At 67.8% G+C, this 15,556-nt stretch carries 15 protein-coding genes; 9 read left to right on the top strand and 6 right to left on the bottom strand.

The window, feature by feature from the left end; genetic code table 11:
- The first annotated feature begins 10 nt into the window (after nucleotides 1-10).
- A complete protein-coding gene (locus tag M3C17_RS05265; RefSeq protein ID WP_259976599.1) occupies nucleotides 11-1,237 on the top strand; it encodes a restriction endonuclease subunit S in 1,227 nt (408 codons plus the stop codon).
- Nucleotides 1,221-4,367 (top strand): type I restriction endonuclease subunit R, encoded by a 3,147-nt coding sequence (locus M3C17_RS05260; protein WP_396819688.1) that lies wholly within the window; start codon nucleotides 1,221-1,223, stop codon nucleotides 4,365-4,367. The genes M3C17_RS05265 and M3C17_RS05260 overlap by 17 nt, the downstream gene beginning before the upstream one ends.
- A 19-nt stretch (nucleotides 4,368-4,386) precedes the next feature.
- On the opposite strand, the gene M3C17_RS05255 is transcribed toward M3C17_RS05260, so the two are convergent.
- Entirely contained in the window at nucleotides 4,387-5,010 is a 624-nt protein-coding gene (locus M3C17_RS05255) for a MerR family transcriptional regulator (protein WP_259976597.1), read from the bottom strand.
- Nucleotides 5,011-5,081: 71 nt separating this feature from the next.
- On the opposite strand from M3C17_RS05255, the gene M3C17_RS05250 reads away from it, so the two are divergent.
- Nucleotides 5,082-5,591, top strand: coding sequence for a DUF4188 domain-containing protein (locus M3C17_RS05250; protein ID WP_259976596.1), 510 nt, complete (start codon nucleotides 5,082-5,084; stop codon nucleotides 5,589-5,591).
- On the opposite strand, the gene M3C17_RS05245 is transcribed toward M3C17_RS05250, so the two are convergent.
- Nucleotides 5,588-5,755 (bottom strand): hypothetical protein, encoded by a 168-nt coding sequence (locus M3C17_RS05245; protein ID WP_259976595.1) that lies wholly within the window; start codon nucleotides 5,753-5,755, stop codon nucleotides 5,588-5,590. The genes M3C17_RS05250 and M3C17_RS05245 overlap by 4 nt on opposite strands.
- 229 nt (nucleotides 5,756-5,984) lie before the next feature.
- Here M3C17_RS05245 and M3C17_RS05240 point away from each other — a divergent pair, with 229 nt between their 5' ends.
- On the top strand, nucleotides 5,985-7,439 hold the full coding sequence (locus M3C17_RS05240; RefSeq protein WP_259976618.1) for an APC family permease: 1,455 nt from the start codon (nucleotides 5,985-5,987) through the stop codon (nucleotides 7,437-7,439).
- A gap of 465 nt (nucleotides 7,440-7,904) precedes the next feature.
- On the opposite strand, the gene M3C17_RS05235 is transcribed toward M3C17_RS05240, so the two are convergent.
- Entirely contained in the window at nucleotides 7,905-8,474 is a 570-nt protein-coding gene (locus tag M3C17_RS05235; RefSeq protein ID WP_259976594.1) for a TetR/AcrR family transcriptional regulator, read from the bottom strand.
- 75 nt (nucleotides 8,475-8,549) lie between these two features.
- On the opposite strand from M3C17_RS05235, the gene M3C17_RS05230 reads away from it, so the two are divergent.
- Both M3C17_RS05230 and M3C17_RS05225 read left to right on the top strand, forming a co-directional pair.
- Entirely contained in the window at nucleotides 8,550-9,551 is a 1,002-nt protein-coding gene (locus M3C17_RS05230) for an SDR family NAD(P)-dependent oxidoreductase (protein WP_259976593.1), read from the top strand.
- A 573-nt stretch (nucleotides 9,552-10,124) separates the two neighbouring features.
- Nucleotides 10,125-10,814: a nucleotidyltransferase domain-containing protein gene (locus M3C17_RS05225; RefSeq protein ID WP_259976592.1), complete on the top strand. Its 690-nt coding sequence runs from the start codon at nucleotides 10,125-10,127 to the stop codon at nucleotides 10,812-10,814.
- 10 nt (nucleotides 10,815-10,824) lie between these two features.
- Here the strand turns inward: M3C17_RS05225 and M3C17_RS05220 are convergent, their stop codons facing one another.
- Nucleotides 10,825-11,694, bottom strand: coding sequence for an NAD(P)H-binding protein (locus tag M3C17_RS05220; RefSeq protein ID WP_259976591.1), 870 nt, complete (start codon nucleotides 11,692-11,694; stop codon nucleotides 10,825-10,827).
- An 86-nt stretch (nucleotides 11,695-11,780) separates the two neighbouring features.
- Here M3C17_RS05220 and M3C17_RS05215 point away from each other — a divergent pair, with 86 nt between their 5' ends.
- The gene (locus tag M3C17_RS05215) at nucleotides 11,781-12,521 is read left to right on the top strand and encodes a YafY family protein (RefSeq protein ID WP_259976590.1); all 741 of its coding nucleotides are present in this window, start codon (nucleotides 11,781-11,783) and stop codon (nucleotides 12,519-12,521) included.
- A gap of 33 nt (nucleotides 12,522-12,554) precedes the next feature.
- Nucleotides 12,555-12,929 (top strand): VOC family protein, encoded by a 375-nt coding sequence (locus tag M3C17_RS05210; protein ID WP_259976588.1) that lies wholly within the window; start codon nucleotides 12,555-12,557, stop codon nucleotides 12,927-12,929.
- Between the two features lie 13 nt (nucleotides 12,930-12,942).
- On the opposite strand, the gene M3C17_RS05205 is transcribed toward M3C17_RS05210, so the two are convergent.
- Nucleotides 12,943-13,665: a 3-keto-5-aminohexanoate cleavage protein gene (locus M3C17_RS05205; protein WP_259976586.1), complete on the bottom strand. Its 723-nt coding sequence runs from the start codon at nucleotides 13,663-13,665 to the stop codon at nucleotides 12,943-12,945.
- 8 nt (nucleotides 13,666-13,673) lie between these two features.
- Nucleotides 13,674-13,901: a hypothetical protein gene (locus M3C17_RS05200; protein ID WP_259976585.1), complete on the bottom strand. Its 228-nt coding sequence runs from the start codon at nucleotides 13,899-13,901 to the stop codon at nucleotides 13,674-13,676.
- A 469-nt stretch (nucleotides 13,902-14,370) separates the two neighbouring features.
- Here M3C17_RS05200 and M3C17_RS05195 point away from each other — a divergent pair, with 469 nt between their 5' ends.
- Nucleotides 14,371-15,393: a LacI family DNA-binding transcriptional regulator gene (locus M3C17_RS05195; RefSeq protein ID WP_259976584.1), complete on the top strand. Its 1,023-nt coding sequence runs from the start codon at nucleotides 14,371-14,373 to the stop codon at nucleotides 15,391-15,393.
- Nucleotides 15,394-15,556 lie beyond the last annotated feature (163 nt).

Raw genomic sequence — 15,556 nt, 5'->3', positions numbered from 1 at the left:
TCGGACCCGCATGAGGCTCGGCGACGCGCTGGAGGTGCTTATTGACCATCGCGGGAAGACGCCGAAGAAGCTCGGTGGAGATTGGACTACGACTGGTCATCGCGTCGTGTCTGCCCTCAACATCAAGGGCAGCCGTGTCGACGGTAACGATCACCACTACATTTCTGGCGAGATGTACCGGCGATGGATGAAGATACCCCTTCGCAAAGGAGATGTGCTGCTCACATCTGAGGCACCGACTGGGGAAGTCGCATTCATAAGCGATGACGTCGACTGGGCTGTCGGTCAACGAGTGTTCGCGCTGCGGGGAAATCCGAACCTGCTTGACGGCCGGTACCTCTACTACGCACTGAGAGGTGGTCAACTTCGAGACGACATGATGTCCCGAACCAGTGGGACCACTGTTCAAGGTATTCGACAGGCCGAACTCGTAAAGGTGGGGATTGAGCTTCCACCGCTTACAGAGCAACGAAGGATCGCCTCGATGCTCGGCGCCCTCGACGACAAGATTGACGCGAATCGACGGCTGGTCGAGACGGGGGAGCAACTGCTCCGCGCGAAGGTGCAACTCGCAGTTGACACATCGAGTGGCGACAGCGGCATACTCGCGGACTACTGTGACCTCGTCAAGGCCACAGTCAAGGCGGAGGACATCACTCACTCGACGAACTATGTCGGCTTCGAGCACATGCCCAGGGGATCAGTATTCCTCCACGATTGGACGACGTCCGAAGGATTGGGGAGTCATAAGGCGTCGTTTGAGCGCGGAGACGTACTCTTCGGAAGGCTGCGGCCCTATTTCAAGAAGGTCGGTATCGCGCCAGTCGGAGGTGTCTGCTCGACGGACATCCTCGTGATCCGGCCGAAAAACCCTCGAGACCTGGGGCTAATCACTTGTATTGCCGCGTCCGACGCATTGATCAACTCGCTGGCGGCGTCCTCAACCGGAACACGAATGCCGCGAGCTGCCTGGGCGGACGTGGCTTCTTGGCCCGTTCCCAGGCTGACCGAAAGCGAGCTCAAGGCGCTGGACAAGAATGTCACACCCCTAATCGATCGGCTGGAGTCCGTGACCCTCGAGTCCCGTCGCCTGGCCGCTCTCCGCGATTCATTGATCCCGGAACTGCTCTCCGGGCGGGTCCGCGTTTCCGTGAAGGAAGTCGTTGACTCAAGCAATGTTGTAGAAGGAACCCCAGTGCTTGATCCGCGGGAGGACACCAGTGTCGCTGATGAATGAGGCCGTGCTCGAGGAGACAACCCTCGGGTGGTTTGCCGAACTCGGCTTCCATACGCTCAATGCATCGACCATCGCTCCCGGCGAGCCTGACGCAGAGCGCATCAACTTCCGGGAGGTCATCCTCGAAGGTCGCCTGCGCGATGCGATCACCCGAATCAATCCTGGCGCCACGACCGAGATGGTCGAAAGCACGGTGCTCGCGATCACGTCTACGGGCGGGCAGAGCCTGATCGACGAGAACCGGCGAATCCACAAGATCCTGACCGAGGGTGTCGGCGCCGAGTACCGCGACTCGGACTACGTCGTGCGCACTCGACTGATGAGGGTGATCGACTTCGAGGACCCCGACAACAACGACTGGCTCGCTGCCAATCAGTTCACGATCATCGAAAACAAGAACCGTCGCCCCGACGTCTTGGTGTTCGTAAACGGGCTCCCGGTCGCTCTCTTCGAGTTGAAGAATCCCGTCGCGGAGAACGCAACCATGCACTCTGCATGGAACCAGATTCAGACGTACCGTGACGACATTCCGACGCTGTTCCGCACCAACGTTGTCACCGTCATCTCGGACGGCCTCGCGGCCGCAATGAGTACCTACACCGGGGCTTTCGAGCACTACGCGCCGTGGAAGTCGATCGACTCGCCGACTCCCGTTGTCGACGGCACGCTGAGCCTCGAGGTGCTGATCAAGGGCGTCTTCGAGAAAGAGCGCTTTCTGGATCTGCTGCGCAACTTCGTCGTGTTCAGCGACGAAACCACGAATGACGCGAGTACCGGCCAGGCAAAGCGCGTCCTGATCAAGCGAGTGGCGAAGTACCACCAGTTCTGGGCTGTAAACGCAGCCGTCGAATCCACCGTTCGCGCGTCGAGCCCGGACGGCGACCGGCGTGGAGGTGTCGTCTGGCACACCCAGGGTTCGGGCAAGAGCTTCGAGATGGTGTTCTTCGCCGCGAAGATCATGCAAGACCCGCGAATGGCTAACCCGACACTCGTGTTCATCACGGACCGCAATGACCTCGACGACCAGCTGTTCGGCGACACGTTCGCACCTGCGCACATTCTTCCCGAGACCCCCGTTCAGGCGACGTCGCGAACCGACCTGCGCCGTCTGCTCACACGCGCATCGGGCGGCATCGTCTTCACAACTCTTCACAAGTTCGCCGCAGGGGAGGACGGTGATGATAGCCCGGTGCTCACCGACCGCCGAAATGTGGTCGTGATCGCTGACGAAGCGCACCGGTCGCAGTACGGCCTCAAGGATCGGGTCGACGCACTCGGGCGCGTGAAGCCAGGCTTGGCGAAGAGCATGCGTGACGCACTGCCCGGGGCGACGTTCCTGGGGTTCACCGGCACGCCGATCGACGACGCCGACAAGTCCACTCGCGCAGTGTTCGGCGACTACATCGATGTGTACGACCTCACGCGTGCTGTGCAAGACGGCGCGACCGTGAAGATCTACTACGAGGCCCGGGTGGCGCGGCTCGACATCTCTCGGGAAGACCGCTCGGCGCTCGATGAGCTCGCGGACGAGATCGTCGAAGAGGTCGATGAGAACGCGGGCAACGACGCGAAATCGAAGTGGGCGCGGATGGAAGCGATCGTCGGCGCCGAGCCGCGGCTGGAGCGCATCGCCGACGACATCGACGAGCATTGGGAGCGTCGAAAGGTCGGCGCATTCGGCAAGGCGATGATCGTGACGATGAGCCGGCGCATTGCGGTACGACTGTACGACATGCTCGTCACGAAGCACCCCGACTGGCACGATCCTGACCCGAAGAAGGGCAAGATCAAAGTCATCATCACCGGATCGGCGGCGAGTGAGGCGTGGGCGCAGCCGCACATCTACTCGAAGACTGTGCGCAAGGAACTGCAGGCGCGTGCGAAGGATCCAGCCGACCCGCTCGAGATCATCATCGTGTGCGACATGTGGCTGACCGGGTTCGATGCGCCGGTGCTTCACACGATGTACGTCGACAAGTCGATGCGTGGTGCCGGCCTCATGCAAGCTATCGCTCGCGTCAACCGACGGTTCCGCGATAAGGACGGCGGACTTATCGTCGACTACATCGGGCTGCTCCCGAGCCTCGAAGAAGCCCTGGGGGTCTACTCGCCATCCGACCGCGAACAGGCCGGCGTGCCGATCGATGAGGTCATCGAGTTGATGCTCGAGAAGCACGACGTCGTGAAAGCTCTCCTGCACCAACATCCCTACGACTCGTCGCCCACGCTCGCGGGCGCCGAGCAACTGCAGCAGATCGCGAGCCTGGCGAACTTTGTGCTCGCCGAGGACGACCGTGCGAAGCGGTATCAGGATCAGGTGCTCGCGCTGATCAAAGCGCACTCCCTCGCCGGGGCGGACGATCGTGCCCGCGCGATCGCTGATGACGTGCGTCTCTTCACTTCCGCGCGGGTTGCGGTGATGAAGCTACAGAATCCCGACTCCGGGCGTGACGGACATGGCGGGCCCGACCTCGACACCGCGTTCACCCAGTTGATGAATGCAGCAGTCGCAGCGGACAAGGTGGTCGACATCTACGCCCGCGCCGGCCTCAACTCGCAGGAACTCTCGCTGCTCTCGGATGAGTTCCTCGAGTCGCTGCAGCACACCGAACAGCCGAACCTGCAGCAGGCGCTGCTGCAGCGACTGATCAACAACGAGATCCGGTCGCTTCGAAGGTCGAACATCGTGCAAGCCAAACGCTTCTCCGAGATGCTCGACGGCGCCCTCACGAGATACACGAACCGCACACTCTCGACCGCAGAAATCATCGCCGAGCTCGTGAAGATGGCGAAGGAGATGAAGGGGAAGGCCGACCTCGCGATGCGAGCCGCGGAACTGGGACTCCGGGCCGATGAAGTCGCCTTCTACGATGCCGTCGCCGAGAACGAATCCGCAGTCCTCGAGCTGGGCGACGAGACGCTTAAGAAGATCGTCCGCGAACTGGTGGCGAAGATTCGCAATTCCGTCACGATCGACTGGCGCAACAAGCAGTCGGTCCAGGCACAAATGCGGTCTCAGATCAAGCGGATCCTGGCGCGCTACAAGTACCCGCCAGACGCGCGTGACGAGGCAATCGACCTGGTTATCGCGCAAGCGGCGTTACTGGCCGACGACGTATCCGCCGCATAAGCTCGGCGGAAACGAACAGCTATCCGCGATCTTCGTTGGTAGCCCCAAACCGCTCGCCCGAACTCACCTGCTGAGCCACGCGCCTCAACGCCAGCAGCAGCGGCTCCACCAGAACTGACCCGAGCACCACGTAGCGCACCGCCGCCTCCGCCGAACTCTCCGGCACCCCCGCGATCTCGGCGTCCGCGATGCGTCGGGCCGACCGCAGGTATTCGCGCATCACAGCATCCGGCACGACGAAACCCGCGCGCTCCAGGCCGTCCAGGGCCCGGGCGACCGCGTGCAGCACCGCCTCGTCGCACATCCCTGGCTTCCACCCGAGCCCCTCGACCAGGGCTTCGGCATCCGCCAGATCCACAGACTCCTCCACCGGCGGAGTGATCGCGGCGTGCGCGGTCCCGAGCAGCTCGTGCGGGTTCGCGGGCGGGTCGTCCAACGCGCCGAGCACCCGCCGCGTTTCGGCGATGCTCACGCCGGCGTCGAGCAGCGCCCGGATCACCCGCAGCCGCTCGACGTGCTTCTCGCCGTAGGCGGCCTGCGTCGCGGAGCTGCGCTCGCCCTCGGGCAGCAGCCCTTCGCGCAGGTAGTACTTGATCGTCGGCACGGTCACGCCGGTCTGCGCCGACAGCTCGGAAATCCTCATGGCCACCTCTTGACATCGATAGTAGCGCTATCCATGATCGATAGTGACACTATCCAATCGAAGGGGGCCGCATGCCCAAGGTCGTCACGGGTCGCATGACCCACCACCACGACGGCGAACTCGTCGTGTTCCACATCGGGATGCAGATCAACCGCTGGTGGCGGCCCGACCTGTGGCTCCCCGCGTTCGTCGCGATGCCGCGGATGCTCCGCGAGCTCAGCACCGACCGCAACTCCGGTCTGCTCGGCTACCAGCTGCTCCTCGGATCGGGCGGCCCCTACGTCGTGCAGTTCTGGTCATCCATCGACAAGCTGTACGCCTACGCCTCGAACCCGAACCAGGAGCATCGCCCCGCCTGGACGGCCTTCAACCGAGCCGCCCGCGAGGCCCCCGACGCGGTCGGGGTGTGGCACGAGACCTTCCTCGTCGACACCGCCGAGAGCGTCTACGTCTCCACCAAGCGCATGGGACTCGCCGCCGCCACGAAGCACGTCGAGGTACCCCGCCGCCACGACCGCGCCCAGGCGCGCTTCACGGATGGCCGCACGGACGCGAAGAAGCCGACGCCGATCGCGAACTAGTCGCCTGCGCTCGAGCCCGTCGCGTCACCTGTGGGCAGAGCGCCCATGAGCTGCTCCAGGCCACGCTCCGGCGTCCAGCGCCAGGCCTGCTTCATCGGGTCCTTGAAGATGATGCTGGTCACGGCGTACCGCTCGGCATAGAGGAGCGGCTCGTGCGCGACCACCGATCGCTCGGTGCTTCGCCGCGCTCCAGACGGTTCCGCACCCCGTCGTTTACCACTGCAACAAACATTGCCGCTGTCGCTCGCCCGGGGTAACGTGCGTCGGGTCCCCTCGGCTGACAGGCGCACCACCCGGCGCCGCCCCCGACTGACGGGACACCGCGAGGGCATCCACCCCTCGCGGCAGAGGACCTCGTGCACCACCGTGTGCGAGCCCGACCGGAAGGCGATGATGCCCCGCACAACCTCGAACTCTACGTCCCACTCGGTCTGGCGACGCAAGCCCGTCAGCGACATGGCGGAGGATGCCGCGAGCAGCGGTCTGCACAAGTCGCTCGGGCTCTGGCAGCTCACGGCCATCGGCGTCGGCGGCATCATCGGAGTCGGGATCTTCTCGCTCGCGGGGCTCGTCGCCCACGGAGACGCTGCGAACCCCGGCGTCGGCCCGGCGGTGCTCATCTCGTTCCTGATCGCAGGGCTCGCCTCCGCGGCCGCCGCCCTCTCCTACGCCGAGTTCGCGGGCATGATCCCGCGCGCCGGATCCGCCTACAGCTACGGCTACGTAGCCCTCGGCGAAGTCGTCGGCTGGTTCATCGGCTGGGACCTCCTGCTCGAATACGTCGCCATCGTGGCCGTCGTCGCGATCGGCATCTCCGGCTACCTCGACGCGTTCCTCTCCGGCTTCGGCATCCACCTGCCGACGGCCGTTACCGAGACCGCCGACGTCGAGGGCGGCGTCGTCAACATCCCCGCCATCGTCATCTGCCTGCTCGTGACCTTCCTCCTCAGCCGCGGCACGAAGACGTTCGGGCGCTTCGAGCTGGTGGCTGTCGCGATCAAGATCGCCCTGATCCTCGGCATCGTCGGCCTCGGCGTCTTCTACATCAACACCGAGAACTACGACCCGTTCATGCCGAGCGGCTTCGGTCCCGTCTTCACCGGCGCCGCGACCGTGTTCTTCGCGGTGTTCGGCTACGACGCGATGAGCACCGCCCCCGAGGAGGCCAAGGACGGCCGCAAGCACATGCCGAAGGCGATCATCCTCTCGCTCATCATCGCGATGCTGCTGTACGTCGCCGCGACCCTCGTGCTCACCGGCATGCAGAACTACACCGACATCGACCCCAAGGCCGGCTTCGCCTCCGCCTTCTCCAGCGTGGGGCTGCCCGTCGTCGCGGCGATCATCTCCGTGTTCGCGGTGCTGTCGATCCTCACCGTCATGCTCACCTTCCTCCTCGGCGCGACCCGCGTCTGGTTCTCGATGAGCCGCGACGGACTCCTCCCCGGATGGTTCAGCAAGGTCGACCGGCGCGGCGTCCCCCAGCGCGTGACCTGGATCGCGGGCCTCGCCTCCGCCTTCTTCGCCGGTGTCTTCCCCATCCGCGCGGTCGCCGACCTGACGAACATCGGCATCCTCGCTGCGTTCGTCGTGGTGTGCGTCGCCGTGATCGTGTTCCGCTACACGAAGCCGGACGCCCCGCGCACCTTCCGGCTGCCGTTCATGCCGGTGGTCCCGATCATCGGCGTCGGTTTCTCGCTCTTCCTCATCCTGCAGCTGCACTGGGAGACCTGGCTGCGCTTCGCCGTGTGGCTCGTGATCGGCCTCATCATCTATTTCACCTACGGCCGCCGCCACTCCCTCATGAACCCCGACAGCCCGCGACGCCGCGCGGGGGCGAAGGGCTGACAGGCGGCCCCGCAGGCGTTCGACTTCCGGCGTTGTGCATCGCGCGTCGCACGGCGTGAAGGAGAACTCGCGAACAGAAGGAGCGGAGTGCCGAAGTCGTCCTTCGTGGCGTGAGATCTCCGTCGATCGTGCGACGCCGAGACACGATGCTCCCGGTCGGGCGGTGCCGATGCGTCGCACGCGGGTGTCGCACCGCATGAAGGAGAACTCACGAACAGAAGGAGCGGAATGCCGAAGCCGTCCTTCGAGGCGTGAGATCTCCTTCGACAGCGCGACGTCGAGACACGATGCTCCTGGTCAGGCGGTGCTGACGCAGGCGTCGCACACTCGGCGCCGCACGGAGGTGACGCTCCCAGGCGTCGCACGGCGTGAAGGAAATCTCTCGAACGGAAGGAGCCGAATACCGAAGTCGTCCTTCGAGGCGTAAGATCTCCTTCGACTCTGCAACGTCGAGGCCCAGAGTCCCTACTCGCCGATCCCCCGGAGCAGCAGCGCCACCGTGGACTCCACGCGTTCGGCGGGCAGCGGCTGGCCGATCAGGGCGGAGTAAGAGGCGGTCGCGATGAACTGATCCGCGATCGCCGCGGCGTCCACGTCGGCTCGCACGTCGCCGGCCTCGCACCCGCGCGCCACCCGCTCGGCAACCCATTCGCGGATCGGTGCAGCCAGGCGCTCGTTCAGCAGCAGCCCCAGCTCCGGATCCGCCGCGGTCACCTCGATGAGCGCCCGCGCGAGCGCCACCCCCTCGGGCCGCGCAAGCCCGGCCGACACGGCGGTGAACCATGCCCGCAGATCCGCGCCGAGGTCGTCCGTCATCGGCACGGCCACGTCAGACCCGGGCAGGGAGCCTTCGAGCAGCGCCTCGCCGAGGATCGCGGCCTTCGTCTTCCACCACCGGTAGATGGTCTGCTTCGACACCCCGGCGGCTTCGGCCAGGCCCTCGATCGTCACGGCCTCGTAGCCGTCCGCGGCGAGCGCACGCCGCATCGCATCCAGCACGGACTGGCGGGCTTTCTCACTGCGAGGACGGGGCACCCATCGAGCGTACAGAGGCGTACACTGGAACATAAGTAGACGCACCGTTGCGAAACCCGAGCAAGGAGAAAGAGCATGGCCCTCACCGCACACTCCACCATCGGCGACTGGATGAACGACCCGACCGGCGGCCCGCTCATCCGCGGACTCTTCGAGCAGACGGGCGCCGACCCCGAACTCCTCACCCCCGTTCTCGGACTCCCCCTGCAGCAGCTCGTCGCCATGAGCCAGGGCCAGCTCCCGCAGTCGGTCGTCGACGACCTCGTCCGTGCCGCGAACAACGGCGAGATCCCTGAGGCGGACGAGTCCGAAGGCTGGACCGAGAAGGTCACCGCGGGTCGCTTCGCCGGAAAGACCGTGATCGTCACGGGCGCCGCCTCCGGCATCGGCAAGGCCACCGCCTCCCGCATCGCCCGCGAAGGCGGCCGCGTGATCGCGAGCGACATCGCCGCGGAGAAGCTCGACGCCCTCAAGGCCGAGCTCGAAGGTGCCGACGTCGTCACCGTCGCGGGCGACCTCACGACGCAGGAGGCCATCGACGCCGTCATCGCCGCCGCAGGCGACCGCATCGACGGCCTCGCGAACATCGCCGGCATCAACGACGACTTCTCGCCCGCCGGCGAGACGTCGGACGCCGTGTGGGACCGCGTGATCGCGATCAACCTCACCGCCCCGTTCAAGCTCATGCGGGCCGTGCTGCCGATCATGGAGAAGGCCGGACGCGGCTCTGTGCTCAACGTGTCGAGCGAGGCGAGCCTGCGCGGAAACGCCTCCGGCAACGCCTACACCGCCAGCAAGCACGGCATCATCGGCGTCACCAAGTCGGCCGCCTTCATGTACGGACCGAAGGGCATCCGCGTGAACTCCGTCGCCCCCGGCGGTGTCGCCACCGGCATCCCGATGCCGCCGCACATGTCGGAGTACGGCTCGGGCCGCCTCGCCCCGTTCCAGCAGGCCATCCCGACCGTCGCGACCGCCGAGCACCTGGCCGCGTCGATCACCTTCCTGCTGTCGGACGACGCCGTGAACATCAACGGCGCCATCCTCGCCTCCGACGGCGGCTGGTCGGTGCAGTAACCCCGACACGCGAGACCGACGCCCCCGCCGACCCGAACGGCGGGGGCGTTACTCGTGCGGTGGTGTCACGAGCCGGCGAGAGGCCTTGACCCCAAGCACGGGACTGGCCACGCCTCGGGGGACGGTCTCCTCGCGCACTTTTCGTCTCTCACTTCAGAGTGCGGCCCGGGGCGCTGCCTTCCACGGCGACCAGCCGCGCACAACCGCGGTGACGCACGCCAGAGTCGAATGCGACGCTCACGTGTCCCGTCGGCTCGTTCCGGATCCACTCGCGACAAGGAGGGCGGGTGACCATCGGCCTCTCACTCTCCACACTCCTGGCGTCGATCGTGATCGTCGTGGGGCGTCGGCCGGTTTGCGATCACCGCGTTGAAGAGGGTCCTCGGCATGAGACCGGGCCGCCGCCGGAAGGACGAGGAGCGACGTGATGAGCGACCACGGAGTAGCCGCGGCGGTGCTCGGCATCCTCGGGTGACACACGTCGATGATGCACCGCCACCCCCCGGGCGAGCGGAGCGGACGATTCGCTCCGAGCGACGCGATGACTAGCGCGGTACTGGTTACGATGCCCGGATGACCTACCTCGACCTGTGTAAGCGCTTCATCGAGCGCGAATACCCGGCGGCGGAGATCGCGGTGATCGGCGGCAGCACGGGGCGGGGCGACCGCACCGCCTCCAGTGACATCGACCTCCTCGTCATCGGCGACGACCTGTTCCCGGACGGCGGGACGAGCCGCGCCGCGACCTACCGCTTCGAAGGCGAGGTGTTCGAGGTCTTCGCGTACACGCATGACGGCTACGCCGAGTGGGCGCGCGGCGGGATCAGTCAGCACCGGCCGGTCATCGTCCATATGCTCATCGAGGGTGAAGAGGTTCGCGGAGGCGGAGCCCTCACCGCCCTCCGCGAAGAGTGGAGTGCGAAGCTCGCGGAGGGCCCCACCGCGGACGAGCACGAGCTGGCGCTACGGCGCTACGTGATCACCGACCTGCTCGACGATCTGCGCGATGCCACCGATGAGCTGGAGCGGAACGTCATCGCCTGGACCCTGTTCTCCCGGGTCGCGGAACTCGTGCTGCTCACGGAGCGGCACTGGATCGGAACGGGCAAGTACCTGCCGCGGCGCCTCCGTGACCTCGACCCCGCGCGTGCCGAGCGTCTCGCGGCCCCCTTGCTCCGCGGCGACCTGACCGTTTTCGCGGCGCGCGCGGACGAGGAGCTCACCCGTGCAGGAGGCCGCGTGCAGGAGGGGTTCGTGCGCTGAGCCAGGGCGGTCACACCACGCCCCGCAGCTCCTCGCGCACCCATGCGGCAAGCGTCGTCGGGGTGGTGGTCGCGGGCGAGCGGCGCTGTTCGGGGGTGAAGTCGTCGCGCAGGCCGGTGGACATGCGGAGCACGGCCTCAGCCATCGCCGGGGGCATGCCCGCGGAGAGAAGGCCGTCGCGCATGTCCTCGTCCCCCACGCGCACGGCCGTCACCTCGTGGCCGAACTCGCGCGTCAGGATCCCGGCGACCTCGCTCCAGCTCAGGTCCGTGGGACCGTGCACGGCCTGCACCCGCCGCCCACTCCACTGCCGGTTCAGCAGCGCCAGAGCCGCGACCTCGGCGATGTCGCGCGGCGCCACCCACGGCCTCCTTGCGTCGAGCGGGAGCACCGTGCGCAGCGTCCCCGCCCGCACCGACTCCACGTCGAGCAGCAGGTTGCTGAAGAAGTAGCCGCAGCGCAGGTGCGTCACGTCGATGCCGAGCGCGTCGAGCGCGACCTCCGTCGCCGCGAGCCCGTCGATCTCGCCTGCCCCGTGGCGCTTCTCGGCACCGACGCTGCTCTGGAACACCACCCGGCGGACGCCGTTCGCCCGCACGGCCGCGACCACCGCGTCGGTCGCGCGGGCGTAGTCGGCGAGCGGATCCTCGGACATCACCGAGGGGTCGACCCAGAAGAGGGTGTCCACGCCGCGCGTCGCCGCGATCACCTCGTCCGGATTCTGAGAGTCGGCACGCGCGACGTCGACGAACGCGCGCAGGTCGTCCGCGATGCGGGCGGGATCGCGGGTCAGCAGCAGCGGGCGGACGCCGGCGCGCACCAGCATCCGGGTCAGGTGGCTGCCGACGTTGCCGTTCGGGGTCGTGACTGCGATGCGCATCAGAGTCCCTCCTCATCGATGTGTGCCTGCCACGGTAGGTCGAGATGCGGCCTGATCCTGGCCGCAGCATGCGGGATCATGGCGTGATGGAGACACCGACGAACCGGACGCTGCAACTGCTCGCGCTGCTCCAGACGGGCGGCGAGTGGAGCGTGCCCGACCTCGCCGCCCGGATGGAGGTGAGCCCCCGGACCGTGCGCCGGGACGCCCAGCGCCTCCGCGACCTCGGCTACGACGTCCACTCCCGACCCGGGCCCGGCGCCGGATACCGGCTTCGCCCCGGCACCCGGATCCCGCCGCTGCTGCTCGAAGCGGACGAGGTCACCACGATCATCACGAGCCTGCTCGTGCTCGAGGCGTGGAACCCGGACGACCCTGCCGCGGCGGTCGCCCGCACCAAGCTGGAGCAGACACTGCCGCCGGCGCTGCGCCGCCGCGCCGCCGCCACCGCCCTGTCGACGCAGATCCTGCAGCCGCCGTCGACCCCAGCGGTCTGGGCCCTCGTCGGCACCCTCGCCGACGCGGTCGCCCAAGGCGGGCGCGTCGCGTTCGAGTACACCGACCAGCACGGCCGCCGGACCACGCGGACCATCGATCCCTATCGCCACGTGCTGCGGAAGGGACACTGGTACCTCGTCGGGTTCGACGTCGACCGCAACGACTGGCGGCTGTTCCGCCTCGACCGGATGCGCGAAGCGCGGACGCTCGCCGGCACGTACACGCCGCGCGACTTCCCGGCGACGTCGGTCGAAGCCTGGCTCGCGAGCGACTTCGGGCGAACGGACGCGGCGGCGAGAGCCCACGAGCAGGAGAGCGCAAGCCCCTGATCCCTGTCGGAGCCCGCCCCTACACTCGGCCGCATGTTGAAGCTCGTGTCGATCGTGATCCGTGTGAACGACCTCGCCGCGCAGGCGGAGTTCTGGAAGGCCGCCCTCGACTACGTGGAACGGGACCCCGTCCAGGACGACTGGATCATCCTCGCACCGCGCGACGCCGAGACCCCGTGCATCGCCCTCGACGCCCAGCACTCCGAGCGTGTGCTGCCGCCGCGCATCCACCTCGACATCTACGCCGAGGACCAGGGGGCGGAGGTGCAGCGCCTCACTACGCTCGGCGCCCGCGAGGTGCACTGGGACCGCCGCCCCGACGACGCCGACTACATCATCATGGAAGACCCGGAGGGCAACCGCTTCTGCATCGTCGACCGCCCGGACTGGGCCGGCTGGGAAGCCTGAGCCGTCCCTGCGGTCACGCCCCCGCGCCGCGGGCCAGGGCCGCCCGAACGAGGGCGGCGTTGCTCGGGGCGTCGGAGCCGTCGGGGAGAAGCAGCGTGTCCTCCAGGCCGATCCGGGTGTCGAGGCCCAGCTCCACCGCGAGGTCGAGGGCCGGCCAGGCCGACAGTTCCTCGCCGTGCAGCAGCACCGATGCCTCCGGCTCCTCGCGAGCGACGTGCGCGATCAGCCCCTCGGCATGGGCGCGCACCACCTCGGCGGCTTCATCCGGAAGCTCCACGAGCACACGCAGGCAGTCGCCACGCACGGGCGAGACGCGCCAGGCCTCGAGCCCGGACGCATCCCAGATGCCCGCCTCCACGCCGATCCCGCGGCGCCGCAGCAGCGCTGCCACCTCGTCAGCTCCGGACTCGTGCCAGTTCACCGAGGCGTAATCGGGCAGCTCCGTCCACGCCTCGATCGCCGCGAGCCGCCGCGCCACGTCCGGCTCCGCCCACGCCCCCGTCGTGACGCCGACCGCCACGTCGGGGCACGCCGCGCGAACCGCACCGAGCCACCGCTGCACGTCCCGGGGGTCGAGCGAATCCCGCCCGGCCGCATCCTTCGGGTGCACGTGCACCTCCGCCGCACCCGCCTCGACAGCCGCCGCCGCATCCTGCGCCACGACCGTCTCATCGGCGCTGAGCCACGGATGAGAGGCCACGTCGCGGGCGCCGTTGACACACGCCTGCAGGAGCATCGCGCCGCTCACCACATCAGGTCGCGCGGGTGCGCTTCGTGGGGAGCGACATCCTCGGAGGGGCCCTCTTCCGTGCGCACGACGTGGTGCACCTGACGCGCGACCGCGGCCCCGCGGCCGACCTTCACCGCCTCCTCCATGGACTCGAAGCTGCTCCCGAGCGTGTGCGACTCCCCCTGGATGCGGTTGAACCAGATCCCGTTGCGCGAGAACGTCTCGATGTCACCTGCGGCCATGCCCTGCCCTTCCGTCGACCTCCTTTCTACGCGAGACCTCCGACGCGGAAGAGACCCTTGACACCTCGCGCCGCGGTCGCCGCCTCACCCTCGTCCCGCGCGTTCACCCGCGACCCACCTGACGCTCGGCCCCGTTCACCCTCGAACCGCGTGCACAACTCAGGAGAACCGGACCGCGCGACCGCCGATCCGGTCCGTCCAGGCGCTCGGACTGCGTTTCTCCTGAGTTATGCGCACGGGTGGCGGGAGCCGCACCACTGCCGGCACCTCGCCCCGGGGTGCAGCCGATTCGGCGTTCACAACTCCTCAGATTCTCGCTGGGTCGACCCGCAGCCGCCCAGAACCCCGCCGTACCGGACATGTTTTGAGGAGTTGTGTACGCCGTCACCATCGACACCTCGCCGCCGATTCGGCAGTCCGCTGATAACGTTCCCTTCAGGTGGTACGCAGGATGGGTCGGAGGGCAGGAATGGCCGAGAGAGCGCACCGGCCGACCGTGAAAGAGGTCGCGCAGCGCGCGGGCGTCAGCCCCATGACCGTGTCGCGGACCCTGTCCGGCGGGGTGAACGTGAAGCCCGAGGTGCAGCAGCGCGTCCTGGAAGCCGTGGCCGAGCTCGGCTATCACCGCAATGAGAACGCGCGCAGCATCCGTCCCGGCCACAGCAGCGGACTGATCGGCGTCGCCATCACCAACATCGCCAACCCGTACTACAGCACCTTCGCGCTCGGCGTGGAGGAGGAGGCGGCCCTCACCGGGCGTCGCATCCTGCTCGGCAACACCTCGGAGGACGCGACCCGGGAGGCCGAGCTCGTCGGCGACTTCCTCGGCCGCCGCGTGGACGGGCTGATCGTGGTGCCTGCCGGGCCGAGCTCCGCGCATCTCGCACATTCGCAGAACCAGGGGGTGCCCGTGGTGCTCGCGTCCCGCCGCATCGACGGCCTCGCCGTGGACAGCGTCGTGCTCGCGGACGAGGAGGGCGCGTTCCGCGGCACCACGGCCCTGATCGACCGCGGTCACACGCGCATCGGCTACCTCGGCAATGCGCCGTCGATCTTCACGGGAGCCCGCCGTCACGCCGGATTCCTGCGCGCCCTCGACGCCCGGGGCCTCACCGCGGATCCGCACCTCGTCGCGACAGAGCAGCAGACCGTGGAGCAGGCCCGCGACGCCACGCGCGCACTGCTCCGCGCGAAGAACCCGCCCACGGCGATCTTCTGCGCCAACAACCGCAACGCGATCGGCGCGCTCAAGGAGATCAGCACGCAGCTCGATGCGGGCCTGCGCACCCCGGCGGACTTCCCGGAGCTGATGAGCTTCGACGACTTCGAGCTCGCCGAGCTCTCCCCCGTGCCGATCAGCGTGATCGACCACGACCCGCGGGAACTCGGCCGCACGGCCACCCGGCTGCTGCTCGACCGCCTCGACGGCCGCGACCGCGACGCCGCCGCCCGCGAGGTCGAACTCCCGGTATCACTCCGCAGCGTCCGCTGAACCCGGGCGGGGGCGACCTGGACGGGGCCGCGCGCGAGGCCGAGGCGCCGGTGCCGCTCCGCAGCGTCCGCGAAGCGCGGGCAGGACGACCTGAACGCCGCCGCCCGCGAGGTCGAACTGCTGGTGCCGCTCCGCATCGTCCGTTGAACCCCGGCGGGGCGAC

The organism is Microbacterium sp. p3-SID336, assembly GCF_025143365.1.
Taxonomy (GTDB): domain Bacteria; phylum Actinomycetota; class Actinomycetes; order Actinomycetales; family Microbacteriaceae; genus Microbacterium.
This window is presented reverse-complemented; position numbering and strand designations above follow the sequence as displayed.

What these genes read in the sequence shown, in the direction of transcription:
- M3C17_RS05250 (WP_259976596.1), top strand. Translation starts at nt 5,082, where the DNA reads ATGCCCAAGGTCGTCACGGGTCGCATGACCCACCACCACGACGGCGAA.
- M3C17_RS05210 (WP_259976588.1), top strand. Translation starts at nt 12,555, where the DNA reads ATGTTGAAGCTCGTGTCGATCGTGATCCGTGTGAACGACCTCGCCGCG.
- M3C17_RS05255 (WP_259976597.1), bottom strand. Translation starts at nt 5,010, where the DNA reads ATGAGGATTTCCGAGCTGTCGGCGCAGACCGGCGTGACCGTGCCGACG.
- M3C17_RS05240 (WP_259976618.1), top strand. Translation starts at nt 5,985, where the DNA reads ATGCCCCGCACAACCTCGAACTCTACGTCCCACTCGGTCTGGCGACGC.
- M3C17_RS05220 (WP_259976591.1), bottom strand. Translation starts at nt 11,694, where the DNA reads ATGCGCATCGCAGTCACGACCCCGAACGGCAACGTCGGCAGCCACCTG.
- M3C17_RS05265 (WP_259976599.1), top strand. Translation starts at nt 11, where the DNA reads ATGAGGCTCGGCGACGCGCTGGAGGTGCTTATTGACCATCGCGGGAAG.
- M3C17_RS05195 (WP_259976584.1), top strand. Translation starts at nt 14,371, where the DNA reads ATGGCCGAGAGAGCGCACCGGCCGACCGTGAAAGAGGTCGCGCAGCGC.
- M3C17_RS05225 (WP_259976592.1), top strand. Translation starts at nt 10,125, where the DNA reads ATGACCTACCTCGACCTGTGTAAGCGCTTCATCGAGCGCGAATACCCG.
- M3C17_RS05205 (WP_259976586.1), bottom strand. Translation starts at nt 13,665, where the DNA reads ATGCTCCTGCAGGCGTGTGTCAACGGCGCCCGCGACGTGGCCTCTCAT.
- M3C17_RS05200 (WP_259976585.1), bottom strand. Translation starts at nt 13,901, where the DNA reads ATGGCCGCAGGTGACATCGAGACGTTCTCGCGCAACGGGATCTGGTTC.
- M3C17_RS05215 (WP_259976590.1), top strand. Translation starts at nt 11,781, where the DNA reads ATGGAGACACCGACGAACCGGACGCTGCAACTGCTCGCGCTGCTCCAG.
- M3C17_RS05230 (WP_259976593.1), top strand. Translation starts at nt 8,550, where the DNA reads ATGGCCCTCACCGCACACTCCACCATCGGCGACTGGATGAACGACCCG.